This is a genomic window from Acinetobacter sp. YT-02 (genome assembly GCF_002412355.1).
GTDB lineage: Bacteria > Pseudomonadota > Gammaproteobacteria > Pseudomonadales > Moraxellaceae > Acinetobacter > Acinetobacter towneri.
In genome coordinates, this window is sequence record NZ_NOZT01000021.1 from 1 (window position 1) to 26257 (window position 26257).

Consider the following 26257-nt stretch of genomic DNA (forward strand, 5'->3'; position numbering starts at 1 on the left):
GGACAGATCTTGGAATAAGAGAATGGGAGTGCATGAGCTGTGGTACAGCTCATGATCGAGATATAAACTCAGCTCTAAACATTCTTGCGCTTGGGCATAAGCGTCTAGCTGTAGGAATCACCCTCTTTTAAGGGGGTGAGGATGTCAAGCACTGGTGTTTTGAATCAGGCATCTTGTGACTGATGTTATGCGAATCTATAAAAAAGCATTTAAGCAGATCGAAATAAAAAATTGCAAAATATTACATGACCTTAGCCGAAAAACACGTACTATAAAATCATGTAAAGAGGGTTGTGATGGTCTATGGCTCAGTTTGAAGTGTTACTGCCTTTGCAAGAGATTACGGTGGATCGTGCAGAGCTTTTGGCGATTCAACGCAATGATTTAGTTCCGTTGTTGAATGATCAATATCGTCTAAATCATTATGCAGATCAGGTGATTCAAGCGCAGTCAGTTTTATTGGATGGGGTGGATCCACATTTAACTCAGCAATTGAGTGTGACCATTGAGCAGTTGATTCAGGCGCTTGGCAAATCTAAAAAAGTGTTAAAGCAACGTAAGTTTAATGCACTACAAAAGTGGCTAGGCATAGATTTGGAATATGGCGCGGGGCAAGTGCAATATTATAAAAACCTAGATCATTTATTAGGACAAGCAGATCGTTTAAGCCAAAAGCTGCAAATCGAAATTCAGAAATCACAATCACGTTTTCAGCAGTTGGTTGGTTTGCGTGAGCAAATGGCGAAATACATTCAAGCTGCCGATGAGTTTTTAGTGGAATATCCACGATTTGTGCGCAATCAGCATCCTTTGGATAATTTTAGCGAACGACTGGCCAAGAAAATTTATAGTTTAAAGACTTTGCAAAGTAGTAATGATATTGCGATTACTCAAATGCAACTTTCACAGCAACTCTCTTTTAGTTTGTTAGATCGCTTTAAAGAAGCGCAGCAGGTACTCATTCCTGCATGGCAATATCATGTCAAACAAAGTCAGCAAAGTGGCTCACACAGTCAGCTAGAAAAGCTGGATCAAAGTCGTGAGCATTTAATTAAGACATTAAGAAAATCCTTAGAAAAACCTGCGCAATCATAAGGCATGGTTTTGATTAGATAGAGGCGAAATATGACAACTTCTGAACAACGCAACGTCGCTGTGCAAGTGAGTGATGAACAGACTCAGCAACAATTTCAGCAACTCAATTTGCAGGAAATTGGCTTACAGCCTGATGACTTTCAGGAGGTGCTGGCTGCGCGTAAAGAATTAAGCGATCTTAGCCATCATTCGGTTGCAGAATATGGCAAAAATATCGCCACTAAAACGTCAAGTTATACCGATGAGCTTTTAGGTTTGGTGCAAAATAAGGATTTGGATGTCACAGGGCAAAAGCTGAATCAGGTGGTGCAGGTTGCACAGCAGTTAAATACCAACAGTATTTTAAATCCAAACAAAAGCAGTGGCTTTTTGGGTGGTTTATTCAATAAGTTAAAAGGCGCTAAACAAAGTTTTGATCAAAACTTTAACAGCACCAAAGCGCAAATTGATAGTCTGGTCACAGAAATTGAAAGCTCACAAAATGGTTTAAAAAACCGTGTAGATACACTGAATAAAATGTTTCATGGTGTGCAAGATGAATATAAACAATTGGGGATTTATATTGCAGCAGGTAAGTTAAAACAGCAGGAAATTCAGCAGCAAATTTCTGAATTTTCCGCGCAGCCGCAGGATCAGACCACGACTCAAAAAATTTATGATCTCAATCATCTTGCTAATAATTTAGAAAAGCGGGTGAGTGATTTGCAGGTGTTGCAACAATCTGCCATGCAAACTTTGCCGATGATTCGGATTATCCAGTCCAATAATTTAATGTTGGTCGATAAATTTTATGCGATTAAAAACATTACCTTACCTGCGTGGAAAAACCAGATTAGTTTGGCGATTTCTTTAAATGAGCAGAAAAACAGTGTGCAACTGGCCAACAGTATTGATGATGCCACCAATGAATTGCTGCGCCGTAATGCAGATTTATTGCATCAAAACTCGGTTGATACTGCCAAAGCCAATCAGCGTTCGGTGATTGATATTGAAACCCTTGAACACGTACAAAATACCCTCATTAAAACAGTGAACGATGTGATCCAGGTACAAAAAGAAGGCATGCAAAAACGTGCAGAAGCGACTACGCGTTTGCGAGCCTTACAGGAGAATCTGAATCAATTGGTGATTGGTTCAAGTCAACAGTCTGGTCAATAAATGCATTTTGACAATGACTTCATTTAATCTGAAATTTACCTGATAAGGAGTCGGATTTGCCCCCACTTGATGAATATGCCATTCAGCCACAGCAGCTAAAAACAGGTGTTGTGGCATTACAGCAGCGTCAAAAAAAGCTCAGTTTTTTGGCTGTGCTGTCTATGACGGTGGTGCTTATATCGGCAATTGGCTTTTTTATTCAGCAAGATGTGATTTATAGCTTCTTTGGTTTAAGCACTGAAGTTCAGCAATTACACATGCCTGCAAGTGTCGATGCGACTTTGGCAAATTTAGGGCAGCAACCTGATTATTTTTTCAGTTTGTTGAACTGGTTGGGTTGGTTGATTTTAAAACTGTCGGTGTCATTTATTGGTGCATTCGTTCTAGTTCATCTACTCAAGAAAATTCGTTTTTTTTATATTCGCTTTCAGTCCTTTGTCTTGAAATTTGTAGCTTGGTTGCTGAGTTTTATTTTACTTTGGTCGGCATTGAGTTATGTTCAGCATGACCGACAAGATGATACGCAGCAGGTATATGCCAAAATTGTGCATTATGAAAAGCACATTCAAGAAAGTGAATTGGCGCGTTATTTACAAAATGCAGAAATGGCAGCGCCTGTTAAAGCCTATTTGTTGGCGCAAACGGCATTGATGCATCATCCCGCAGATAAAGATGCAGCCATTCCGCAAGTGTTGACCTTGGTCAAAGCAGAGCAGCAAGATCCGCAATTTTTACATTATGGATTTAAACCTGAACAATTATGGACGATGCAGCAGCAAGTTTATGGCAAAGCTTTAACGCCTATGGCGCAAAGCGTACTTAAGCAAGTGCAGCAAGCACAGCAATTAAATACGCTGGTTTATTATATGAATCTCGCGGTTATGGCGCTTATGTTAATACTGTCTGCGGTACTCTGGTTTTTATCGCGACATTTACAGCAGCGTATTCTGCGGATTCAACAACAACTTGAATAAAAAATGATTAGGCTCAATTGCTTAAGGCAGACATTCAGTTTTTATGTTAATGTCTAAATTGAATAGCTTTAGGTATTTTAAATGAAATAGTAAGCTTGAAACTCACTATCATTTGAAAAAACGATCATAAATATAAAAATAAACCGTTTCCCCTATGTAACTATTTTTCGTAAGATGACATCAACAAATAAATTTACTCCCTTGGAGACGTTAGCCATGTTAGACCAAAATACTTCTACACAACTTAAAACTTTATTAGAACGTCTTGAAAGCCCAATCGAGCTTGTCGCGACTTTAGATGGTTCTGATAAATCTGCCAAAATTAAAGAATTGGTTGAAGAAATTGCAGCACTTTCGCCACAAGTTACTGCACGTTTTGACGGTAACAACGCACGTGCACCAAGTTTTGGGATTGCAAAAGTAGGTGAGCAACCGCGCGTATTCTTCGCAGGTTTACCAATGGGGCACGAGTTCACTTCATTAATTTTGGCTTTATTGCAAACTTCTGGTTATGCACCAAAAGTATCGGATGAAGTATTAACGCAAATCAAAGAATTGAATCTTTCATCTCACTTTGATGTGTTTGTATCGTTGAGCTGCCACAACTGTCCAGATGTAGTACAAGCTTTGAACCTCATTGCGATTTACAACCCTGGCACAACAGCAACCATGATTGATGGTGCATTCTTCCAAGAAGAAGTTGAGCAGCGCAAAATTATGGCTGTGCCGATGGTATTCCAAGATGGCAACCACATTGGTCAAGGTCGTATGACTTTGGAAGAAATTGTAGCTAAATTAGATACAGATTCTGCGAGCAAAGATGCAGCGAAACTGAATGCCAAAGAGGCGTTTGATGTCTTGGTAATTGGTGGCGGCCCTGCAGGGAATACATCTGCAATCTATGCAGCACGTAAAGGTATTCGTACAGGTATTGTGGCTGAGCGGATGGGCGGTCAGGTGATGGATACCATGGATATTGAAAACTTCACTTCTATCCAAAAAACACAAGGTCCAAAGTTTGCGGCAGAAATGGAAGCGCATGTGCGTGAATACGATGTCGATATTATGAATCTACAAAAAGTATCTGCCATTAAAGGTGCTGATGAAACTGCCAATGGTTTGGTCGAAGTGACTTTGGAAAATGGCGCAACACTTGAATCGAAAACGGTGATCTTGTCTACAGGTGCACGTTGGAGAGAGATGAATGTACCTGGTGAAGCAGAATACCGTACCCGCGGCGTGGCATACTGCCCACACTGTGATGGCCCGTTGTTTAAAGGCAAACGTGTTGCAGTGATTGGTGGTGGTAACTCAGGTGTAGAAGCAGCGATTGACCTTGCAGGGATTGTAGAGCATGTGACTTTGGTAGAGTTTGATACTAAATTACGTGCAGACCAAGTCTTGCAAAACAAATTGAACAGCTTGCCAAATACTACTGTAATTACCAATGCATTATCGACTGAGGTGATTGGTGATGGCGCACAAGTGACTGCATTGAAATATAAAGACCGTGCGACAGATGTTGAGCATACTGTTGAACTTGCAGGAATTTTCGTACAAATTGGTTTATTACCAAATACGGACTTCTTAAAAGAGTCAAAAGTAGAGCTGACGAATCGTGGTGAGATTGTGATAAATGAGCGCAATGAAACCAATGTAAAAGGTGTATTTGCGGCAGGTGACTGTACAACTGTACCGTACAAGCAAATCATCATTGCAACAGGTGAAGGCGCGAAAGCATCACTTTCAGCATTTGATTACATCATCCGTTCAGGTCAATAAGTCTGAACGAATACATCTGAATACGCGGATTAACCATCCTTAAATTGTATTCGCTAAAAAGATAGCGCCTGAGTTCCCCAATACTCAGGCGCTATGTTCAGTAAAGTGCGTTATCGCATAGTATTAAAAGTTTATTTATTCTATTTTTGGTTTTAAGAACTGAGTCGGCTAACAACTCAGTTCTTTTTTTATTTTTAACATCCAGTTTGATTTACAGCAGTTAGATTCATTTCAGTCTAATTAGCCTTATTATTTTGTCCAAATAAATTCAACTGATTAAACTTTTCCTGTAGCTGCTCTTTGGTTTCGACATGCTCAGGATGCGGAATAATACATTCAATTGGGCAGACTGAAACGCAGGTTTGATAGTCATAAAACCCAACACATTCTGTGCAACGCGCCACATCAATTTCATACACCTTTTCACCCTCATAAATTGCTTCATTCGGGCATTCGGGTAAGCACATATCGCAATTGATGCATTGGTCGGTAATCAGGAGTGCCATCGCAATACTCGCTTAGTTTATTGCCACTTAGTTGGCTTGATAAGCCAACGATGAGGCAGAAATATCTGCAGTCGAATTTGGTAAGTTGCGAATCAGCAGGGCATAACGCATATCGACATCTGCAGGTATAGGGATTTCTACAATATGCCCTGAACCTTTGGCATCTTCAATCAGATTGCCTTTTTTATCTTTAATTTCAGTTAAAGTGAAATAGATATTGCCTTGTGGCGTCATCAATTCTAAAGAATCGCCCACTACAAAACGGTTTTTTACATCAATTTTAATGTAGTCACCATTGCGTTCTAAGACTTCACCACAAAATTGCTGATGATCAAAACTTGATGAACCTGTTTCGTAGTTTTGGTATTCGCTGTGCACATGACGACGCAAGAAACCTTCGGTATAACCACGGTTAGCTAGACCTTCTAATTGAGTCATTAATGCAGGGTCAAATGGTTTGCCTGCAAGCGCATCATCAATCGCTTTACGGTAAATTTGTGCAGTACGTGCGCAGTAGAAATAAGATTTGGTGCGACCTTCAATTTTTAGTGAATGGATGCCCATTTTAGTTAAACGGTCAACGTGCTGCACTGCGCGTAAATCTTTAGAATTCATAAAATAAGTGCCGTGTTCATCTTCTTCGGCAGCAAACATATCTTCGTCATTACGTTGTAATAACACAGGCTCGTTAAATTGATGCTGTGCCTGCATGTGTTGTTCATCTGCATCGGCAGTTTCAGAAAGATTTTTGACAGGAATTACGTCACCTGTTTCATCTTCTTTTGCATCGTGAATTTTATATTCCCAACGGCAGGCATTGGTACATGCGCCTTGGTTGGCATCACGTTTATTCATATAGCCTGAAAGCATGCAACGACCTGAATAGGCCATGCACAGCGCACCATGCACAAATACTTCAATTTCCATGCCAGGCACGTTGTTTTTAATTTCTTCAATTTCATCAATCGACAATTCACGCGAAAGAATGACACGGGTTAAACCCATATTTTGCCAGAATTTCACCGTTGCCCAGTTCACCGCATTGGCTTGTACCGATAAATGTACAGGCATGTCGGGGAAATTTTCACGCACCATCATAATCAGACCTGGGTCAGACATGATCAGCGCATCGGGTTGCATGGCAACCACAGGTTCTAGGTCACGAATAAAGTTTTTGAGTTTGCTGTTATGCGGTTGGATGTTCACCACCACATAAAACTTTTTGCCTATTTCATGTGCTTCTTGAATACCAATTGCTAAGTTTTCATGATCAAATTCGTTATTACGCACGCGCAAACTGTAACGCGGCTGACCTGCATAGACTGCATCTGCACCATAAGCAAAGGCATAGCGCATGTTTTTTAAAGAACCAGCAGGAGAGAGAAGTTCGGTGACGTGGGAAATGGTCATGATCAAAAAGCAATAGCAGAAATATGGCTTTATTGTATGAATCTAAATTTAGGATTCAACCTAGTAAATAGCTCGGGATTCAGAAGAAAACTTGTGCTGAAACGCTGGGGCTAATCTTGATATAGAAAGTTCCTCATCCTGAGCTATACAAAACGCACGAGAAGGGACTTTCAATACCAATTTGACAGATTGCTTATAATCAATTTCTGATGGATGAAAGCGTGTTAACGTACACGTTGCCCATGTTTATCAATCACCACTTCACCATCTTCTTTGCTGAAGCTTTTTAATTGTGGTTGAGTGAGCAAGTCTAAGACCAGTTCAGAAGGGCGGCACAGTTTCACACCTAACTCGGTCACGACAAATGGACGATTAATTAAAATCGGATGCTCGACCATCAATGCAATTAATTCCGCATCGCTGTGTGAGCTACCTTCAAGTTGCAACTGTTCGTATGGTTCTACATTTTTGCGGATTGCATCGCGCACGCTTAAACCTGCTTGTTGAATCATGCTAGTAAGTTCAGCTTGTGTAGGTGGGGTTTTTAAATATTCAATAATTTCAGGTTCTTGTCCTGTATTACGAATTAATTCTAAAGTATTGCGTGACGTTCCACAGGCAGGGTTATGAAAAATTTTGATGGTGTTGCTCATGCGTAGTGACTCGTTTTAGGTCGATAAAATTTCAATATTGCATTTATATATGGATATGCGTATATTCGCAATAGTTAATATTGAAGTGCAGATAAAAAATGAATCAAACTGATTTTTTTAAATGTTTGTCAGACCCAACCCGACTGGACATTCTGAAATTGGTGATGGCTCAACACAATATTTGTGTATGCGAATTGACAGAACAATTGCAGTTAAATCAACCGAAAATATCACGTCATTTGGCGTTGTTACGGAATTTATCTATTTTGCTAGATCAACGTCAGGGGCAGTGGGTGTATTACCGTTTGAACCCAGATTTACCCGAATGGGCGTTTGCTGTTTTAAATATTATCGCGCAGCAAGATGTCAGCCCGATGACGCACATCAACCCTACAATTGCAACACATTGCGAGTAAGCACATGGCACAGTCCAAACTTTCTTTTTTAGATCGTAATCTGACCTTATGGATTTTTATTGCCATGGGGCTAGGTGTTGCGATTGGCGTGGTATTTCCTGCAGTATCGGCAAGCTTAGATCAAATGAGTGTGGGAACAGTCAATCTTCCCATTGCGATTGGTTTGATTTTGATGATGTATCCACCATTGGCAAAAGTCGATTACGCAGCTTTGCCAGAAGTGTTTAAAGACCGCCGAACCTTGTTGTTGTCTTTGGTACAAAACTGGTTGATTGCTCCGTGTTTGATGTTCGCTTTGGCGATTATTTTCTTGCAAAACTATCCTGAATATATGACAGGTTTGATTTTAATTGGTCTGGCACGCTGTATCGCGATGGTCTTGGTCTGGAACAACTTGGCTTGTGGTGATAACCAATACGTGGCTGCATTAGTTGCGTTTAACAGTATTTTTCAGATTGTATTCTTTAGTACTTATGCATGGCTGTTTCTGAGTTTCTTGCCGCCGTATTTTGGCGTGGCAGGACAAGTGATTGATGTTGGTTTTTGGACAATCACCCAAGCTGTTTTAATCTATTTGGGTATTCCTTTTTTGATGGGCTTTTTAACACGCTTGATTTTAGTGAAAAGCAAAGGCTTAGATTGGTATCAAACGTCTTTTTTACCCAAAATTAGCCCATTTAGTCTGTTGGCATTGCTATTTACCATTGTGGCGATGTTCGCACTAAAAGGCGCAGAAGTACTGAGCTTGCCGATGGATGTTTTACGCATTTCCATTCCATTGATTATTTACTTCGTTGCCATGTTCTTTATTAGCTTCTTTATGAGCAAATGGATGGGCAATGATTATCCACGGACGACCGCCATTTCCTTTACCGCAGCAGGGAATAATTTTGAATTAGCACTTGCTGTTGCCATTGCAACGTTTGGCTTGGCTTCTCCCGTTGCATTTACCACGATTATTGGCCCTTTGGTTGAAGTGCCTGTGTTGATTGCTTTGGTGAGTGTGTCTTTATGGCTGCGTAAAAAGTTTTATCAAAATGAGTCGATTGTCAGTTCAAAGTAATTTTCTTCATTTTGAGGTTTAAGATAAAAACATGGGCATGCGTTGCCCATTTTAGTTTTAAGAGTATGCAGCATGGTATTACCCAATATTGATTTAGATTTATTGCCTACACCAAGTTTTGAACAGGTGCAGGCAAAGCCGTTGAACCATCCGCCACGTATTTTATTGATGTACGGTTCAAACCGTGAGCGTTCTTATAGTCGTTTGGCGGTACAGGAAGCGGGCAGAATTTTGGAGCACTTTGGCGCTGAGGTAAAAATTTTCCATCCCAAAGGTTTGCCTTTACCTGAAGATGGCGATGCTTCACATCCCAAAGTTCAAGAGCTGCATGAATTGTTGGCGTGGGCAGAAGGTATGGTTTGGTGTAGCCCAGAACGTCATGGTTCAATGAGTTCGATTTTCAAAGCACAAATTGACTGGATTCCGCTTGCCGCGGGCGCAATTCGTGCCACACAAGGTAAAACGCTTGCTTTAATGCAAGTGTGTGGCGGGTCGCAGTCATTTAACAGCGTCAATCAATTGCGTATTTTAGGACGTTGGATGCGGATGATCACCATTCCCAATCAGTCTTCTATTCCTAAAGCCTTTTTAGAGTTTGAGGAAGATGGCCGCATGAAAGCGTCTAGCTATTACGACCGTATTGTCGATGTGATGGAAGAGTTATATAAATTTACTTTGCTGACTCGCGGGCAAGCAGCATATTTGGTAGATCGTTATTCTGAACGTGTGGAAACTGCCGAGCAGCTATCGAAGCGTGTTAATCAGAAGTGTTTATAATCCAATTTTAGATACGTAAATACTGCATTACAAAAGGCTTAGAGAGCGATTATTCGGCTTCAAGTCGCTTTAAAATCTGACAATCATCAATGGTTGTTTGCGTGGTGCAGGCTTGTCTAAGTTGCTGAAGTTGTAGCTGAAAATGCTGCAACTCGGCAATTTTATCTTCTACATGCCTTAAATGTTCATCAATCAATTCATTCACAGCGCAGCAGTTTTGTTTCGGCTGTTTTTCTAATTCAATTAAGGCTTCAATTTCTTTTAAGTTCATATCTAAAGCACGGCAACGCTTAATAAAAATCAAACGCTTGAGTGCCTCATCGTTGTAATAGCGATAATTATTTTCGGCACGAAAGCTTGGGGTGAGTAAGTGTTTCTTTTCATAAAAACGAATTGTATCTGTGCTGACTCCAACTTTTTTAGCTAATTCATGAATTAAATATTGTGCCATACTTGACCTTGGACTAAGTCTATAGTTTTAAATGAGCATAATCGAAACAGTTTCATTTTGAAAGAAGGTGTGTCTATGGCATGTACGTGTAGTCATGAACCTGCGCCAATCAAACCGAATAGTAAATTTAGAACCGCGTTATGGATTGCATTGGTGATCAATCTCAGCATGTTTTTTATCGAGTTGATAGGTGGTGCCTATGCCCATTCATCATCCCTATGGGCAGATTCACTGGATTTCTTTGGAGATGCTGTCAATTACGGGATTTCACTTGCGGTGTTAAGTGCAAGTTTGTATTGGCGTGCTACTGTGGCTTTGGTCAAAGGCATCACGATGGCCTTGTTTGGTGTGGTGGTGATGGGCAAGGTTATCTATGCCTATATACAGGGTATTCCACCTGAAGCCATAACCATGGGTATTATTGGGATCATCGCCTTATTAGCCAATGTGGTTACTGCATTGATTTTATATGCATTTCGAGATGGTGATTCGAATATGAAATCGGTGTGGTTATGTAGCCGTAATGATGCGATTGGTAATTTCGCAGTTATTTTGGCGGCAGTGGGTGTATTTGGTACGGGTAGTTTGATTCCAGATCTTGTGGTAGCCGTGATTATGGCGAGTTTGGGCTTAACAGCGGGGTATCATGTGATTCAGCAAGCTTTGGCTGAACGAAGAATGAATGTACCAGAATAAAGAATAAACGTAAAAAGCACTCCATCTGATTTGAGTGATTTAGATGGAGTGCTTTTAATTTTTTGTAGTCGCAATAATTTTAAAATTTGAAGTAAAAATAACGATAAGTTATTCCAAATTGTTATTTACAAAAAATAATATATAACTAAAATTAAAAATAAATTGATGTATTTAAAAATAATTTACACGATGAATAATATTTAATTTTTTTTAAATTGAGGGTTAAATGAAACTAATTAAATTATTTTCTATAGCAAGCCTGATTGCTTTGGCTGGCTGTAGTTCTAAAGTAGTGACTTATGATACTGCAGGGCAAGTGATTGGTTCATGTGTCGCTACACAGGGCTTTATTTTGGGGGCTAAAGCTGTGTGTTATGGTGGTGCCAACATACAAGGCATTAACTATTCTAAAGTAGATGAGCGCACGGGTTTATTGCCAACCATACCAAATAATTCGCAGATTTCACTGCAACAAGACTAATTTTTTAGAGGGGTAATACAATGAAAATTTCTAGTTTAATCGCATTAACAGCGGCTATTTTGATGACAGGTTGTGCTTCAAAAGTGACAACTTATGATTCGAGTGGTCGTATGATTGGTTCATGTCAGGCAGAGCGTGGGTTTGTAATTGGTGGTGGTGCACACTGTGAAGGACGTGCTAACCAAGAAGGTCGCAGTGTACGTTAATTGATGCTAATGACAAAAAACCGAGCTATTTAGCTCGGTTTTTTTAGATTCAACAGCTTTTATTTTTCAACGAAAGCACGTTCAATCACGTAATCGCCCAATTCACCCATACGTGGTGATTCTTTTAAACCATGTTGGTCAAGTAATGCTGCAACATCTTTTAAGAATGCAGGGCTACCACATAACATGGCACGGTCAGTTTCAGGGTTAAAACGTGGTAAACCAATTTTTTCAAAGATTTCACCCGATTCAATTGCCGTGGTCACACGTCCTTGGTTTGGATATTCTTCACGTGTAACGGTTGGGTAATATACCAGTTTTTCACGAATACCAAGTTCTTGGAAAAACTCGTGATTTGGTAATTCATTTAGAATTAAATCTTGATAAGCCAATTCAGAAATGAAACGTGTACCGTGAACCACAATCACTTTTTCAAAGCGTTCATAAGTTTCAGGGTCGCGGATGGTTGCCAAAAATGGAGCTAGACCTGTACCTGAAGAAAGTAAGTATAGGTTTTTACCAGGATTTAAATCATCCAGTACCAAAGTGCCTGTAGGTTTTTTAGAAACCAGCAATTCATCGCCCACTTTTACTTTTTGTAAAATAGACGTTAAAGGGCCATCAGGTACTTTAATTGAGAAGAATTCTAGCTCTTCTTCATAGTTAGCACTGGCAATCGAGTAAGCGCGCATTAAAGGCTTGCCATTTACTTCCAGACCAATCATCACAAATTGACCGTTTTTAAAACGTAGTGCGGTATCGCGAGTCGTTTTAAAACTGAATAAAGTGTCATTCCAGTGGTGTACGTGAGTAATCTTTTCGACGTTGAAAGCAGCCATTAAAGGTCTCAATAAATTATCAAATTAGAACAGCTTGCTATTCTAATCTAAAATCATTCTCTATAAACTGAATATATTTAATTGAGCTTATCAGAAAAAGTGATGAAGACTGATCTAAAAATGCCAATAATCGGATTTATGCACTCTCCCTACCGAGAAAAATTTGGTATTCCTCGTCAACCGAATCTGGTACAAGTCGAATCGTATATTGAAATGCAGGCGCCTTATAACGATGTGTTGGCATTTGAAGGGATCGAAGCGTTTAGTCATTTATGGTTAATCTGGCAATTTCACGACAATAAAAACCAAACCGATGCTCATCCAACCGTACAGAAACAGCAAAACCCCTGTTTTCGTGCACAAGTGCGTCCGCCACGTTTGGGTGGTAATCAAAAAATAGGTGTGTTTGCGACGCGCAGCATGTATCGACCTGCACCCATTGGTTTATCTGTAGTGCAATTTAAACAGGTCAAAAAAGTGGGTAAGTCACTGCGAGTTTATGTGACAGGAGCAGATTTACTGCATGGCACGCCTATTTTGGATATTAAACCTTATATCCAATATTCAGATGCTGTGCCTGATGCACAAAGTGGTTATGCGCAAGATGAACCCATAAGAAAAACAGTGCTATGGATGGACACAGCAGAAGCGCAAAAAAATCAGTTACTCGGCTCAGGCGTATTGCAACCACAAATTGTGCAGGAATTGGAACAGGTCTTGTCTTTAGATCCACGACCTGCATATCAGGATGATGCTGAACGAATTTACACCATGAATTTTGCAGATTTTGATGTCAGTTTCCGTGTTGATCAGCACGCAGTACATATCCTAAAAATTGTTTTAATCGCTGTCGATTAAACCAGCATATATAAAATAGCCACCAACGCCAGCATGTGCAGAATTTGGGCAGGGGCGAAATACAGTGCAAAGCGCAAACCACCAATGAGCGCGGCATTGACGCATTTGGCAATCGCATGTGCCACCACACCTAAAATTAAGGCATACAAAAGTACCTGCTGGCTCGGTGGACCTTGCATCACCACGGTTGCAATTGCGGCATGAACCTCAAATAACGAGGCGAGCAGGGTACCAATGATTAAACCTGCATCCCCAAGGGTTTGTTCCAAGCCGTATACCATCGCTTGAATTGCGGTCAATGTCGCCACAATAATTGCGGCTTCTTTAAGGCTAAACATACGGGTATCGGTTTCTGGCTTTGCCGTTGCCGTACTTTTATGTTTTTTGAGCAACCAGACACCCGCTACAACCAAAATCGCGATTCCGACCAAACTTGGAATAATTAATAACTTAAACCAAATCAGATTGACACCCGCCACAATAATCAACATTTGCGCTAAAGTTGCCACGCAAGACATCAGCGCTGCACCTGCATTGGCACGTGCGTCGCCACGACCTGCGCGTACTTCCATGCCTAAACTGGCAATGGTTGCGGTGCTTGATACAAAACCTGAAGCAATTGCAGATAATATGAGGGCGTTGCTGCTTGAGAGTAAACGCTTGGCGATATGCGCCAAAGCCTGCACACTTAGAATTAAAATCAATAATTTTAAAATCACATAAGGATTAAGCACATTGCCCCATAGTGCAGTATTAGGCGTCAGTGGCAAGGCAATTAACACCAAAGCCAGTAAAAACAAGCCATCACGTAGTTCAGCTTCGGTAATCCACTGACTGACAATGCCATGCATGGTGTGCTTGGTCATGAGTAAACCTGTCAAAATGACCGATAAACCTGCTGCCAATGGAATATTCCATAAACACAAGGCACCAATAAAATAGGTCATGACGAAGGCCAGTTCTGTGGTTGCACCTGGGTCATCTTCCGCTTGATTTTTGAGGGAATATAAGCCTATTCCGCCAACAATCAGTGCGCCTACAATGGCAATGCTCATGCCCAATAAGAAGCAAATTGCACCTAATAATGCGCAAATTCCAAAGGTGCGTACGCCTGCAAAATGATGATGTTGTCCATTTTTTTTACTGCGTTCGCGCTCTAATCCAATCAGTAAGCCACAGCCGAGTGCTGCTGCAAACATGGTGAGCAGTTCGGGAAAATTGGTTGTAACCAAAGATGGAGGAGTCAGAAAATCCACAGCAACATTCCAAATACAAGGTGTTATTTTAAACATCATATATTTGAATTGTGTTTATCGCCATTTATGAATCTATTTTCACTCTAAAATTATGGCTTAATCGAACCATACAAGATTACTGTATTAAAGAAGTCATTTAGCCCTGAAAGCAAACTCTGCTATAGTAAACCCAGATTTTGGGGCATATAACAATGAATTTTAATTTTGAAATAGACAGTACTTGGTGCTTAGAACAATTAGTCAAAGATGGTAAAATTACCGAACGTGATCAGGCTTTGGTACAAACCACGCATCGTCAACGTGATCAATTAAAATGGCATCCGTTACAATGGATTGCCAACTTTAATTTGGTCGATCAAAGTCATCCCCAAACCACTTTAACTTTAAACCGTTTATGCCAATGGCTGGCTGATAAATCAGGCTTGCCATTCTATATTATTGATCCGTTAAAAGCCGATGTTGCTGCTTTAACAGCTGTGATGTCGCAGGAATTTGCACTGCGTAACCGTATTTTAGCGGTGGAAGTGACTGCAGATGCGGTGTTAATTGCGACAGATCAACCTTATAAAAAAGAATGGGTTGCCAACTTAGAACATAGTTTATTGCCCAAAAAAATTCAGCGAGTTTTACTCAGCCCAGATCAATTACAGCGTTATTTGATCGAATATTACCAAGTGAGTCGCGCAGTACACTCATCACAAAAATCTTCTGCACATGACCGTGAAAATAAAGGGGTCGAGGCTTTATTGCAATTGGGCGATACCCAAAACCCAGATGCCAATGATCAACATATTGTGAAGTTGGTGGATTGGGTGCTGCAATTTGCCTTTGAACAAGGCGCAAGTGATATTCACCTCGAACCACGTAAAGACACAGGCAAAGTACGTTTTCGTATTGATGGCGTGTTGCACACCATCTATAACATGCCTGCCAATACGCTTACCGCAGTCATCTCACGGATTAAAATTTTAGGGCGTATGAATGTAGCCGAAAAACGTAAACCGCAAGATGGACGTTTAAAAACCCGAACTCCAAAAGGACAAGAAACTGAACTGCGTTTATCGACCTTACCAACGGCGTTTGGCGAAAAACTGGTGATGCGTATTTTTGACCCAGAAGTATTGGTACGCAGTTTTCAGCAATTGGGTTTTGATAGTCGTTTGTTGAATGAATGGCATGCCCTGACTGCACATAGTCACGGCATTATTTTGGTTACAGGCCCTACAGGTTCGGGTAAAACCACCACGCTGTATTCATCGCTAAAGCAATTGGCTACCGATGAAGTCAATGTCTGCACCATTGAAGACCCGATTGAAATGTTAGAACCGAGTTTTAACCAAATGCAGGTGAATACTGCAATTGATTTAGGTTTTGCCGATGGTGTGCGTGCCTTAATGCGTCAAGACCCTGACATTATTATGGTCGGAGAAATTCGAGATCAGGATACCGCAAATATGGCGATTCAAGCGGCACTGACGGGGCATTTAGTTTTATCGACACTGCATACTAATGATGCGCCGTCAAGTTTGACTCGTTTGCATGATTTGGGCGTGCAGCCATTTTTGACTGCTGCCACAATTTTAGGCGTTTTGGCACAGCGTTTGGTGCGTAAGCTATGTCCGCATTGTAAGCAGGAAGGCTCAATAAATGAAAAAGACTGGGAACATTTGACCTTTGACTACATTATGGAAATGCCTGCACAAGTGTTTAAACCTGTCGGATGCGATGAATGTCGTCAAACGGGCTATAAAGGTCGGGTCGGAATTTATGAGTTTATGCCTTTAAGTTTAGACACCAAACAGCTCATCAGTGCCAATGCCAATTTAAATGAATTACGTCAGCAAGCTAAAAAAGAGGGCATTGAACCGTTGCGTATTGCAGGCGCACGCAAAGTTTTAGAAGGCATGACCACTTTAGAGGAAGTGTTGCGAGTCGTGCCATTAAATTAGCAGATTCAAACTTTTTACGATGAATTTTAAAAAATGGAAATCTTAAGATTCAGCTCATCTTGCTTTGTTTTAATCACCATAACGAAATGAGCAACACAAAAAGGTGAAGCAATGAAATTTACAATGAAAGCAATGTTGATGGCAGGTTTAATGGCAATGGCTTCAATCACCATGGCAAACGACAGCATTAACACCCAAGCACTACATCAAAATGTAACTGTAAAACAAGCTTTAAGCCTGAAAGATGACAGCAAAGTGCAGTTAAAAGGTTATGTGGTGAAATCTATTGGTGATGAAAAATATCAGTTCCGTGATAACACAGGCACTATTACGGTCGATATTGATGATGACTTATGGAATGGCAAAGCCGTTTCTGCCAAAACGCCTGTTACCTTAATTGGTGAAGTGGATATTGATCACAAGCCTGCAAAACGTATTGAAATAGATGTCGATCAGGTTCGTTTCTAACATGCAATGCGTGCGCATGATTTACTTCAAGCAGCATTCATCACTGAAAAACCACATACCTCACAGGAGGGATGTGGTTTTATAATTCTTAGATTCTTAATTGAAGTACATCAAAAATAACAGAGGATGGCATGCGACTACTCTTGGCTGAAGATGATGTATCACAAGCAGAAAGTATTAAAACCTGGCTGGAAATGGATGGTTATAATGTCGATTGGGTCGAGCGTGGCGATCACGCCATTTTAGCCATTCAGCAGCATCATTATGATTGTGTGTTGTTAGACCGTGGGTTGCCTAAAAATAGCGGTGATGAAATTCTGCACGCTTTACGACAGCAGCAACAGGATACTCCTGTTATTTTCATTACTGCGCGCGATAGTATTCAAGATCGGGTACAGGGACTTGATTTGGGCGCCAATGATTATTTGGTTAAACCGTTTAGCCTTGAAGAACTCTCGGCGCGGGTACGCAGTCAGTTACGCAATGCGCAAAGTCATCCGACACAGCAGCTTGAATTTGCCAACTTGGTTTTAGACACGCAAAGCAAACAAGTGAAAGTGGATGATCAACAGGTCAATTTAACGGCTAAGGAATTCCAGATTTTACATAAACTGATGCAAAACCCGCAGCATGTGGTGACTCGTGAACAGCTCGAAGAGTCTTTATATGCATGGGGCGATGAAATTGAAAGTAATGCGATTGAAGTATTTATTTATCAATTACGCAAAAAAATTGGCAGTAGCCGCATTAAAACCATACGAGGTTTAGGCTATCGTATGCAGCAAGATAACTAATTCAGTTTGATCTCCGCATGTCTAAACAGGTCATTTCTTTACAATCCAAACTGGTTAAAAGCTCCGTTTTAAGCTCGGTCTTGGCGGGTGGACTCGCCCTGATTTTATTATTGGCGGTTGCCAGTTACCAAACCATGCAAGTCCATGACGAGATTATGGATGAAATAGCCGATATGTTGCTGCGAGCAGACTTGCGTGACCATGCAGGCAATCAGGTCGATGAGTTGAGCGAGCAATTTCATATTGCCTATCAATTGGGTTTGGATGATCTGATTCTGACCACCTCTGAAGATGAACAAGACATACCTCCGCTTCACTTGCCTCAGCTTGCCGTGGCATCTGAGCATGGTTTTTCATTTCACTGGCAAGATGGGCAAATTTGGCGCAGCTATGTGGCAGAGGAAGATGGCTTGCATGTGATTGTCGTGCAGCCGCTTAAATATCGCTTTAAGGAAATTGCTGCAACCAGTTTGGGCTATGCCGCTATTTTATTGCTGTTGTGGTTGCTGCAATGGGCAATTGTGCATTTTATGATTGGTCGTCAATTTAAGCGGATTCAGCAACTCTCCCAACAAATTGCAGAAAAAAATCAACATGATTTGACGCCAATTATCCCCACACAACCTGAATTGAAAGAACTGCAACCCATGCTGCAGCAATTGAATAAATTGTTGGGGCGAGTAGAGCAGTCTTTAATTGCAGAACAGCGATTTACAGCAGATGCTTCGCATGAGTTACGCTCTCCTTTATCTGCCATTCAATTGCGTTTGCAGGTGCTAAAACGTAAATACCAACAACAACCTGAGTTGGCACAAGATTTAGAGCAAATTCAGCGTGATGTCAGTCGTGGTACACAAGTATTGGAAAATTTGCTGTTATTGGCACGTTTAGACCCGACAGATGCGGCATCGTTAAATAAAAGTGCGGTATCTATAGCAGACTTGGTGCAGGAAGTTTTACAAAGTCTGACGCCGTTTATTCAGGAAAAAGCCATTCAGATTCAGTCAGATATTCAACCGATACAAGTGCAAGGCAATCCTGAATTGCTATTTAGCTGCCTGCGCAACTTGATTGACAACGCAGTGCGTTATGCAGCACCTCAAGGACGTATTTGGATTGAAGCGAAACCGCATGAATTGATGCAGGAAATTTGCATCGCCGACAATGGTCATGCAGTGACTGATGACGTTTTGGCACGTTTGGGCGAACGCTTTTACCGTGCTTTAGGCAGTAAAACTCAAGGTTCTGGTTTAGGACTGTCGATTTGTAAGAAAATTATAGAGTTGCATGCAGGAAAAATTGAATTTTCACGTGCTGAACAAGGTGGTTTAAAAGTGCGTATTTTGTTGCCTAAAGCCCAGTTGTAAATATGATTGGTTTTAGGAAGCAAGTTAAAATTAAACAAGTCAGAACTTAAAAGCAGTATGCGCTGATTCATACTGCTGTTTCCACGTTTATTATTGTGTTGATTATTTTAATTATTTTGTGAGAATAAGACGATTGTTACGGGTTAAGCGTAAACGATATTCTTCGCCTGCATGCAAAATACGAATTTCGCGTCCTAGCGCAAACAAGTTATTTGAATGTAACATAGGTAGGGCATGCTGAGTGTCTGAATGACGTGAAAATAAATTAAATGGGGCGTTCATTTTGAGTTACTCCGTGGTGTGTAAGAATTGTTTTAAATGATAATCATTATCATATAAGCCTGTCAACGGATTATTTTTGATTTTATAAAAGTCTACAATTTGCAATAAAACGTACATTGCAAAAAAGGAATCGGGTTCATGTCCAAGCCAAATATTCATGTGGCAATTGCGCTGTTATTTCATCAAAACAAAGTGTTGGTGGGTTGGCGCGAAGCCAAACAACATCAGGGCAATAAACACGAATTTCCAGGTGGGAAAGTGGAAGCAGGCGAAACTCCTGTAGATGCTTGCCGCCGTGAAGTGTTTGAAGAAGTTGGTGTTGGCATACAGCATTGGCATGCTTTTGATATTATTTGCCATGAATATGATGATGTGATTGTCAATCTGCATATTTTTCAGGCTGCTGTACCCGCAGCTTTATTAAAAGATATTCAAGTGCCTTGGACATGGTTTAGCCGTCCGCAACTTTTAGAGCTGAATTTTCCACAAGCCAATCGTGCAATTGTGCAACGACTAGTGTGGCAACAGGCAATTAAAGTCAGTGAAGATTTAAAACATTTAGCAAATTTGCCTAAGCAAAAACTGCTGTATTGGCGGGTTGAACCCAATGCTGCATGCAAGGTCGAATTGTCAGAATATTGCATTGAGCAACTGGGGCAAGTGATTGTCAATTTGGAATTGTGGAAGCAATTAAATACGATTCAGCAACACGCCATTGCAGCAATTCATTTAAAACAATCGCAACTGATGCAATTACAAAAGGGCGATTTAAAAGTTGGGCAGCGTTATATTGCAGCGTGTCATGATATTGTTTCGGCACAACATGCACAGCAAATTGGTTGTGAAGCAATTTTACTCAGTCCTGTTTTAGTAACCACCACGCATCATGATGCCACACCTTTAGGATGGGAAAAATTCCAGCAGATCGCTGAATTTGTCGATATTCCTGTTTTTGCTTTGGGTGGCTTAACTCAAGATGATTTAACTACCGCAGAGCAGCATCATGCCTATGGCATTGCAGGTGTACGTTTTATTTGATTTTTTCTAGTTTGCGCAAATAAAAAAATCGCTGATGTAATCACACTCAGCGATTTTTAGTTTATTAAATTATCGTCCTTACAAATCTTTCAAAGCTTGTTGGGCTTGCGCAAGGCTTTTGGCATTATTTTGTTGCTGTGCTGCTTTTTGAATGACTAGCCATAATTGACGTTTCATAGCATCGCTTTGTGCATAGCTTAAACCACGACGTGCCAAGGCTTCTGCATTAGCGGGTTGCTTCTTTTGGTTGGCAATTAAAGCCAAATATAAATAGGTTTCAGCCGCTTGTGGGGCAAGTCGCTGCGCTTGCAAAGCTGCTGTTTCGGCCTGATTGAATTGACCTTGTTTATAAGCGGTCTGGGTTTGCTGCATCAACTTTTGAAAAGCAGGCAAACTACGACCATCCTCTAATTTTTGTTGCACGGTTTGTTGTGGCACCACCACTTGCAACGATTGACGCTTAATTTCTTCACGTTCATAAGGACGAATCACCACACCTTCTGGTGTCGTCACAGTTTTAGGTTTTTCAGGCACAGGCTGAGGAGCAGGCGGTTCAGGTAAACTCTGGCAAGCTACAATCGTTGCCATCGCACCCATAGCGAATGTGGTGAAAAAAACTTGTCTTAAACGTGATAATTTCATAAGCGTAACTGACCGATATCCTCAAGTTTAATTGATATAACTGCCACTTGAGATGACACGACCATCGGTATTGTCATCTGTTACGGGTTCAGTTTCACGGATATAATTTTCGATACTGTCACTGGTTTCAGGAGCTGTTTGCTGAGTTTCAGTATCGGGTTGGTAAACGGGTTCAACTTGATAGTGTGAAAAACCACATGCGGTTGCCTGACGCGGTACATTATTACGATTCACTGGAATATACATCGCACCTTCACAGCCTTGTGCAGATAAATGCCCAGAACTGCGGTCAATCCAATGCCATTGAATTTGTTCGGTCTGACGTAAGTTGACAGGTTTTTGACGCAATTGCTGCATCACATTACTCCAGACAGGCAAAGCACCAGACGAGCCTGTTAAGCCTGTGACTTTGTTATCATCCAAACCCAGCCATACAACGGCTAAATAATTGCCTGAATAGCCCGCAAACCATGAATCACGAGTATCATTGGTTGTACCTGATTTGCCTGCCAATTTTAAATCTGTCGATAAGCTATTGTAAGCTGAACGACCTGTACCAGAACTCATCACTTGCTGTAAGCCATAATTCAAAATATAGGCGGCAGAAGGATCAATAGTTTGTTGTACGGTTAAACCATAACGATCCAGTAAACGTCCATTGGCATCGACTACGGTGCGAATCGCTTTGGTCGGATATTTAAAACCACCTGTGGCAAAGTTACCGTAAATGTCCATCACTTGCATTGGTGATAAATCTACCGCACCCAAGAAAATAGATGGATATTGCGGAACCGCATCACTTGGTACACCAAATTTAATGAGGTGATTACGGAAGGTAGATAATCCAAACTCCTGTCCCAAACGAACTGCAGATAGGTTATAAGACTGAGATAGGGCTTGTGACATAGACACAATCCCATGATCGCTGCCGCTATAATTACGTGGTGTCCAAGATTTACCATCAATTGGGATGCTGATTTGGCTGTCTTCTACAGGACTTGCCCAGTTATATCGACCAGACTCAATCGCACTTAAATAAATAATTGGTTTGAGCAGTGAGCCAACTTGACGTTTGGCATCCAAGGCACGGTTAAAACCCGTAAAATCTTGCGTAGAACCTACCGCTGCCACTAACTCGCCATTTTCAGGATGAGAAATTAGCACCGCGCCTTGTAATTCTTTTAAACGCTTTGGATTGGCTTTGCTTAAACGCTCAACCGATGCTTTAAAAGCATTTTGTACGTTGGTTTGTGCAATCGGATCAAGCGTCGTGAAGATACGCAAACCCTGATTGGTCAAATCTCCTTCTTGATATTCAGTACGTAATTGACGGCGGACAATATCTAAAAAGTCAGGGAAACGGGCAGGGCCAATGGTCGGTTTTGTAATGACATTTAAGGGACGCGCAGTTTCTTTTTCATATTGTTCTTGGTTTAAATAACCCATCACCAACATATTGTTTAGTACAATGTCACGACGTTTTTTGGCAGCTTCAGGGTTGCGCCAAGGATTATATAATGATGGACCTTGTACCAAACCGACCAAAAAGGCTTGTTGTGAAATGTTTAGCTCACGCAACGGCATACCAAAATAAAACTGTGAAGCTAGACCATAACCATTAATAGAATAGTTACCGTTTTGACCTAAATTCACCTCATTTAAATAGGCTTCTAAGATTTCATCTTTGCTGTAATGTAGTTCAATCAGCATGGCCATGAGTGCTTCATTGGCCTTACGTTTTAAGGTGCGTTCTGGGCTTAAATAAAAGTTTTTCACCAATTGCTGCGTAAGGGTAGAACCACCCTGACGTTTGCCACCAGTGACGTTGCTGACAATAGCACGTGCAGTACCACGAATTGAAACGCCGTGATGTTGATAGAAATTACGATCTTCAGTGGCAATAAGGGCTTCAATCAGCGGTTTAGGTACTTTATTCAGTTTAATCAGCACACGATCTTCATTGTGCTGTGGATAAATTCCGCCAATCAACATCGGTTCTAAACGTGCAATACCTGTATTAGATGGTTTGGTGGCGCTCACTTCACTAATTTGATTGTTGGCAAAACTGACTTTTAAAACCTGTTCAGGTTCGACACTGTCTCCAAAGTCAAAACCACGGGTATGCACAAATAAAGTATTACCATCGCTGACATAACTGCCTGATTTAGCATAATTATCTGTATTTTTATAGCCAAGCAGTTTCAGTTCTTGAGTAAAGTCGGTCTGGCTGACAGGTGCATTGCTATACACTTCTAACGGGCGTGCAAAAACCTTGGCTGGAATATCCCAACGCTGTCCTTCAAATTTGTCTCTGACAATATTATCCAGACGAATCAAGTAGATACTAAATGCAATAAATCCACCAATAACGATGATGCAAAATAGTAATGCAATTATGCCTATGCCACGCTCAGACTTCATAAATCGCGATAAGATCCTGATAAATTTTGCTAATCATGCGAAGCTTTTACTGAATTTGCAATAATTAATCTGTGACTGAAGGGAAAATATCGTCATAAAATTGAGCAGAAATGTAGTTTTAAAGTTTTTTTAAATCAACTAGGTTAGTGCTATGATAGGCGTCGAATCGAATCGTAGCGGAGCGATATCGCAGGTGCAAATTTCACATAAGAACTTTCGGAACATTGGACTGATTGGCCGTCCAGACAAATATTCTGTCGTAGAAACATTATGTCTGATTCACGACCATATTTTAGGATTGGGTTTGCATCCCGTTTTTGATTCTGACACTGCTCAACTTGTACCTTATAACAACACCCAAACAGTCAGCCGTGCTTTATTAGGCGAAGTGGTCGATTTGGTGATTGTGGTGGGGGGGGATGGTTCATTGCTGCACGCAGCGCGCGCTTTGGTTAAATACAATACCCCTGTAATTGGTGTGAACCGTGGGCGTTTAGGCTTTTTAACCGATATTAAACCGACAGAAGTAATCTTTAAACTCGATCAGGTTTTGCAAGGACATTTTCAGTCAGACCGTCGTTTTTTATTGGAAATGGAAGTGCGCTCTAAAGGTGAAATCATTTATGAAGCGATTGCCTTAAATGATGTGGTGCTACATTCGGGTAAGTCGGTTCACATGATTGACTTTGAACTGAATATTGATGGGCAATATGTCTATCGTCAGCACAGTGATGGTTTAATCGTTTCGACCCCAACAGGTTCAACGGCTTATGCTTTGTCGGGTGGTGGCCCAATTGTACATCCGAGCATGGATGCAATTGCATTGGTGCCTATGCATCCACATACCTTGTCTTCACGCCCAATTGTGGTGGGTGGACACAGCGAAATTAAAATCAATATTCGTGAAAACCGTGTGTTGCCGATGGTTAGTGCTGACGGTCAACATAGTGTTTCATTAAATGTCGGAGATAGTTTGCATATCCGCAAACATCCTTATAAATTAAATTTATTACATCCACCAGGTTATGACTTCTATATGGCATGTCGTACCAAATTAGGGTGGAATCAAGATTTTGAATCAATGCAACAGCAGGATGAATGATGAATATTGAACAAATGCTTGCCGTACTCGATCCTGAAATTGTTGGACGTTTAAAAACGGCAATTGAAATTGGCAAGTGGCCAAACGGTGTTGCGCTGACCCAAGAGCAACGTCAAATTTGTATGCAAGCAGTGTATGCGTGGGAAATGAAAAACCTGCCTGAAACTGAGCGTAGTGGCTATATTGACCGTGGCACTAAAGAAGAAGGCGAGCAGTGTGATGACGATCATCACAAGCATGAAGAATTTAAACCGATTCGTTTTGTTTAAATGATGCAAAACTGCTTTCATGAAAATTGAAAGATGAAAAAGACACCTGAGATGGGTGTCTTTTTTTGTATCTTCAATGACGTTTTAGTTGTGACGATTTTGCCAAAGCTGCTGTGCATTTTGCATTGCTGCCGCATAATCATCACAAACACCCATGGTATATAAAGCAATACCCATGGTTTCAGTAATGGCGACTTCACCATACTCATGAGTTTGCTGACCTAGCCAGACGGCTTTAAATACTGCCAAATCCAATTCTTCTTCTACAGGGCTACGGTTATCGGTCAGTTTAGGCAGTTCGTGTTCATATAAAGCGCCATTTTTGATGCCACAAATTAATGTCTTGGCATCAGGGTTGCGCTCAAATTCACCGCCTTCGCCTTTAATTACTGCACTGTTTTGATAACCCAACTGAAATGCGGCTTGTTGATGCGAGCTGCGATAAGCGGGGTGGAAGATCGCCTGCATGGTGGCTTTGGCATTAAATGGATTGATTAAACGGGCAAGGGTATGAATAGGAGAACGTAAACCCATCACATTGCGTAAATTAATCAACTCACTCAAAATCGGTGAAATAACATCTAAAGGTAAATAAGCAAAATTACGCTGCGCTAATTGTTGCTCAACGTCTAGGTCATTTTGGCAAATTGGATAATCTAAATATTGCAGTGCTTGTTCGGTATATAAACGGTTGATGGTATGCCCAGAAGCACCATGCATCACCACTTTATAGCCATGTTTTGCTAAAGTCAGTGCTGCCAATAAAAACCACGGATAATGTCTGCGTTTACCTGCATAAGATGACCAGTCTAAATCGACCTGAAGCGGTTTAAATTGCAGTTGATCACGGGTAGCTTGTACAAAACCTGCCAACTCCTCTACAGATTCTTCCTTCACACGCAGCAACATTAAAAAAGCACCCAATTGCACATCCAACACTTCATTGCGCAAAATCATAGAAAAAGCTTGATAGGCTTCATCATAGGTCAGTGAACGTGCGCCTGTTTTGCCTTTGCCAATAATTCGAATAAATTGTGCGAATGGATGTTCTGCATCTTTATAAATATTTCTTTTATTGGGGTTTGTATTTGGCATAAGCGAGTTCACACACATCTTTAGTTAGTATACTAGTGTATAAACTTCGGCAACAGTTTGCAGCACTATTCATAGCTTCAGCTTATACAAGCTTCGTTTGCACATCTGAAATGACGACTAAAGTTTGACTGTAAAGTAAGACAATCTGTAGGGATAACACATGACAGCCTGCATAAAAATGCATAGCATGGATACTGTTGAAAACAACA

General features: G+C 40.9%; 29 protein-coding genes. 19 read left to right on the forward strand and 10 right to left on the reverse strand.

The features are described from left to right. From CF596_RS07520 to ahpF, 5 genes are all read left to right on the forward strand, one after another. The coding region (locus CF596_RS07520) for a zinc ribbon domain-containing protein (RefSeq protein WP_143228677.1) at positions 1–131 on the forward strand (131 nt) is incomplete at its 5' end. A 172-nt stretch (positions 132–303) separates the two neighbouring features. Further along, complete coding sequence (locus tag CF596_RS07525; RefSeq protein WP_004972923.1) at positions 304–1095, forward strand: hypothetical protein; 792 nt, start codon at positions 304–306, stop codon at positions 1093–1095. A gap of 30 nt (positions 1096–1125) precedes the next feature. Next, positions 1126–2253, forward strand: coding sequence for a toxic anion resistance protein (locus CF596_RS07530; RefSeq protein WP_096901834.1), 1128 nt, complete (start codon positions 1126–1128; stop codon positions 2251–2253). A gap of 56 nt (positions 2254–2309) precedes the next feature. Beyond that, positions 2310–3227, forward strand: a complete 918-nt coding sequence (locus CF596_RS07535; RefSeq protein ID WP_096901837.1) for a hypothetical protein — start codon at positions 2310–2312, stop codon at positions 3225–3227. A 216-nt stretch (positions 3228–3443) separates the two neighbouring features. Beyond that, positions 3444–5009, forward strand: a complete 1566-nt coding sequence (ahpF, locus tag CF596_RS07540) for an alkyl hydroperoxide reductase subunit F (RefSeq protein WP_096901839.1) — start codon at positions 3444–3446, stop codon at positions 5007–5009. 236 nt (positions 5010–5245) lie between these two features. Here the strand turns inward: ahpF and CF596_RS07545 are convergent, their stop codons facing one another. From CF596_RS07545 to arsC, 3 genes are all read right to left on the reverse strand, one after another. Further along, positions 5246–5515 carry a YfhL family 4Fe-4S dicluster ferredoxin gene (locus CF596_RS07545; RefSeq protein ID WP_004972931.1) on the reverse strand — a complete coding sequence of 90 codons (270 nt, stop codon included), beginning with the start codon at positions 5513–5515 and terminating at the stop codon, positions 5246–5248. Between the two features lie 27 nt (positions 5516–5542). Then, positions 5543–6925 carry a tRNA 5-hydroxyuridine modification protein YegQ gene (gene yegQ / locus CF596_RS07550; protein WP_096901841.1) on the reverse strand — a complete coding sequence of 461 codons (1383 nt, stop codon included), beginning with the start codon at positions 6923–6925 and terminating at the stop codon, positions 5543–5545. A 224-nt stretch (positions 6926–7149) separates the two neighbouring features. Further along, entirely contained in the window at positions 7150–7578 is a 429-nt protein-coding gene (gene arsC / locus CF596_RS07555; RefSeq protein WP_004972934.1) for an arsenate reductase (glutaredoxin), read from the reverse strand. A gap of 98 nt (positions 7579–7676) precedes the next feature. Between arsC and CF596_RS07560 the strand changes: the two genes are divergently transcribed. The 3 genes from CF596_RS07560 to arsH all read left to right on the forward strand — a co-directional run bounded on the left by CF596_RS07560 (position 7677) and on the right by arsH (position 9834). After that, complete coding sequence (locus CF596_RS07560) at positions 7677–7994, forward strand: metalloregulator ArsR/SmtB family transcription factor (protein WP_004972936.1); 318 nt, start codon at positions 7677–7679, stop codon at positions 7992–7994. A gap of 4 nt (positions 7995–7998) precedes the next feature. Next, complete coding sequence (gene arsB, locus CF596_RS07565; protein ID WP_004972938.1) at positions 7999–9057, forward strand: ACR3 family arsenite efflux transporter; 1059 nt, start codon at positions 7999–8001, stop codon at positions 9055–9057. A 72-nt stretch (positions 9058–9129) separates the two neighbouring features. Beyond that, complete coding sequence (gene arsH, locus CF596_RS07570) at positions 9130–9834, forward strand: arsenical resistance protein ArsH (RefSeq protein WP_004972939.1); 705 nt, start codon at positions 9130–9132, stop codon at positions 9832–9834. 49 nt (positions 9835–9883) lie between these two features. On the opposite strand, the gene cadR is transcribed toward arsH, so the two are convergent. Next, a complete protein-coding gene (cadR, locus tag CF596_RS07575; RefSeq protein ID WP_004972941.1) occupies positions 9884–10285 on the reverse strand; it encodes a Cd(II)/Pb(II)-responsive transcriptional regulator in 402 nt (133 codons plus the stop codon). A gap of 75 nt (positions 10286–10360) precedes the next feature. Between cadR and CF596_RS07580 the strand changes: the two genes are divergently transcribed. From CF596_RS07580 to CF596_RS07590, 3 genes are all read left to right on the forward strand, one after another. Beyond that, a complete protein-coding gene (locus CF596_RS07580; RefSeq protein ID WP_096901843.1) occupies positions 10361–10981 on the forward strand; it encodes a cation transporter in 621 nt (206 codons plus the stop codon). A 226-nt stretch (positions 10982–11207) separates the two neighbouring features. After that, entirely contained in the window at positions 11208–11462 is a 255-nt protein-coding gene (locus tag CF596_RS07585; protein WP_004972946.1) for a hypothetical protein, read from the forward strand. Between the two features lie 20 nt (positions 11463–11482). After that, a complete protein-coding gene (locus CF596_RS07590) occupies positions 11483–11668 on the forward strand; it encodes a hypothetical protein (protein WP_004972947.1) in 186 nt (61 codons plus the stop codon). 59 nt (positions 11669–11727) lie between these two features. Here the strand turns inward: CF596_RS07590 and CF596_RS07595 are convergent, their stop codons facing one another. After that, a complete protein-coding gene (locus CF596_RS07595; RefSeq protein WP_004972950.1) occupies positions 11728–12507 on the reverse strand; it encodes a ferredoxin--NADP reductase in 780 nt (259 codons plus the stop codon). 102 nt (positions 12508–12609) lie between these two features. Between CF596_RS07595 and tsaA the strand changes: the two genes are divergently transcribed. After that, the gene (tsaA, locus tag CF596_RS07600) at positions 12610–13365 is read left to right on the forward strand and encodes a tRNA (N6-threonylcarbamoyladenosine(37)-N6)-methyltransferase TrmO (RefSeq protein ID WP_035310989.1); all 756 of its coding nucleotides are present in this window, start codon (positions 12610–12612) and stop codon (positions 13363–13365) included. Here tsaA and CF596_RS07605 read toward each other — a convergent pair. Then, the gene (locus tag CF596_RS07605) at positions 13362–14564 is read right to left on the reverse strand and encodes a DUF4010 domain-containing protein (protein WP_096901885.1); all 1203 of its coding nucleotides are present in this window, start codon (positions 14562–14564) and stop codon (positions 13362–13364) included. The two genes, tsaA and CF596_RS07605, sit on opposite strands and share 4 nt — an antisense overlap. A 248-nt stretch (positions 14565–14812) precedes the next feature. Here CF596_RS07605 and CF596_RS07610 point away from each other — a divergent pair, with 248 nt between their 5' ends. The 4 genes from CF596_RS07610 (at position 14813) to CF596_RS07625 (ending at position 19199) form a co-directional block, all read left to right on the forward strand. Further along, positions 14813–16570: a GspE/PulE family protein gene (locus CF596_RS07610; RefSeq protein WP_004972956.1), complete on the forward strand. Its 1758-nt coding sequence runs from the start codon at positions 14813–14815 to the stop codon at positions 16568–16570. Between the two features lie 111 nt (positions 16571–16681). Continuing rightward, on the forward strand, positions 16682–17038 hold the full coding sequence (locus CF596_RS07615) for a NirD/YgiW/YdeI family stress tolerance protein (protein ID WP_096901845.1): 357 nt from the start codon (positions 16682–16684) through the stop codon (positions 17036–17038). A 131-nt stretch (positions 17039–17169) separates the two neighbouring features. Beyond that, positions 17170–17832 carry a response regulator transcription factor gene (locus CF596_RS07620; protein WP_096901847.1) on the forward strand — a complete coding sequence of 221 codons (663 nt, stop codon included), beginning with the start codon at positions 17170–17172 and terminating at the stop codon, positions 17830–17832. A 17-nt stretch (positions 17833–17849) separates the two neighbouring features. Next, positions 17850–19199: an ATP-binding protein gene (locus tag CF596_RS07625; RefSeq protein ID WP_096901849.1), complete on the forward strand. Its 1350-nt coding sequence runs from the start codon at positions 17850–17852 to the stop codon at positions 19197–19199. 111 nt (positions 19200–19310) lie between these two features. Here CF596_RS07625 and CF596_RS07630 read toward each other — a convergent pair whose 3' ends face one another. Further along, entirely contained in the window at positions 19311–19481 is a 171-nt protein-coding gene (locus tag CF596_RS07630) for a hemin uptake protein HemP (protein ID WP_004972965.1), read from the reverse strand. Between the two features lie 138 nt (positions 19482–19619). Here CF596_RS07630 and CF596_RS07635 point away from each other — a divergent pair, with 138 nt between their 5' ends. Continuing rightward, complete coding sequence (locus tag CF596_RS07635) at positions 19620–20519, forward strand: thiamine phosphate synthase (protein ID WP_096901851.1); 900 nt, start codon at positions 19620–19622, stop codon at positions 20517–20519. A 78-nt stretch (positions 20520–20597) separates the two neighbouring features. Here CF596_RS07635 and CF596_RS07640 read toward each other — a convergent pair whose 3' ends face one another. Both CF596_RS07640 and mrcB read right to left on the reverse strand, forming a co-directional pair. Next, positions 20598–21161, reverse strand: coding sequence for a tetratricopeptide repeat protein (locus tag CF596_RS07640; RefSeq protein WP_225530235.1), 564 nt, complete (start codon positions 21159–21161; stop codon positions 20598–20600). Positions 21162–21188: 27 nt separating this feature from the next. Beyond that, the gene (mrcB, locus tag CF596_RS07645; protein WP_096901853.1) at positions 21189–23582 is read right to left on the reverse strand and encodes a penicillin-binding protein 1B; all 2394 of its coding nucleotides are present in this window, start codon (positions 23580–23582) and stop codon (positions 21189–21191) included. 151 nt (positions 23583–23733) lie between these two features. Here mrcB and CF596_RS07650 point away from each other — a divergent pair, with 151 nt between their 5' ends. Together CF596_RS07650 and CF596_RS07655 are read left to right on the forward strand one after the other, a co-directional pair. Then, entirely contained in the window at positions 23734–24684 is a 951-nt protein-coding gene (locus CF596_RS07650) for an NAD(+) kinase (protein WP_096901855.1), read from the forward strand. Beyond that, positions 24684–24953, forward strand: coding sequence for a DUF1315 family protein (locus CF596_RS07655; protein WP_004972971.1), 270 nt, complete (start codon positions 24684–24686; stop codon positions 24951–24953). The genes CF596_RS07650 and CF596_RS07655 overlap by 1 nt, the downstream gene beginning before the upstream one ends. Before the next feature lie 84 nt (positions 24954–25037). Here the strand turns inward: CF596_RS07655 and CF596_RS07660 are convergent, their stop codons facing one another. Further along, positions 25038–26048: a glycosyl transferase family protein gene (locus tag CF596_RS07660; protein WP_096901857.1), complete on the reverse strand. Its 1011-nt coding sequence runs from the start codon at positions 26046–26048 to the stop codon at positions 25038–25040. Positions 26049–26257 lie beyond the last annotated feature (209 nt).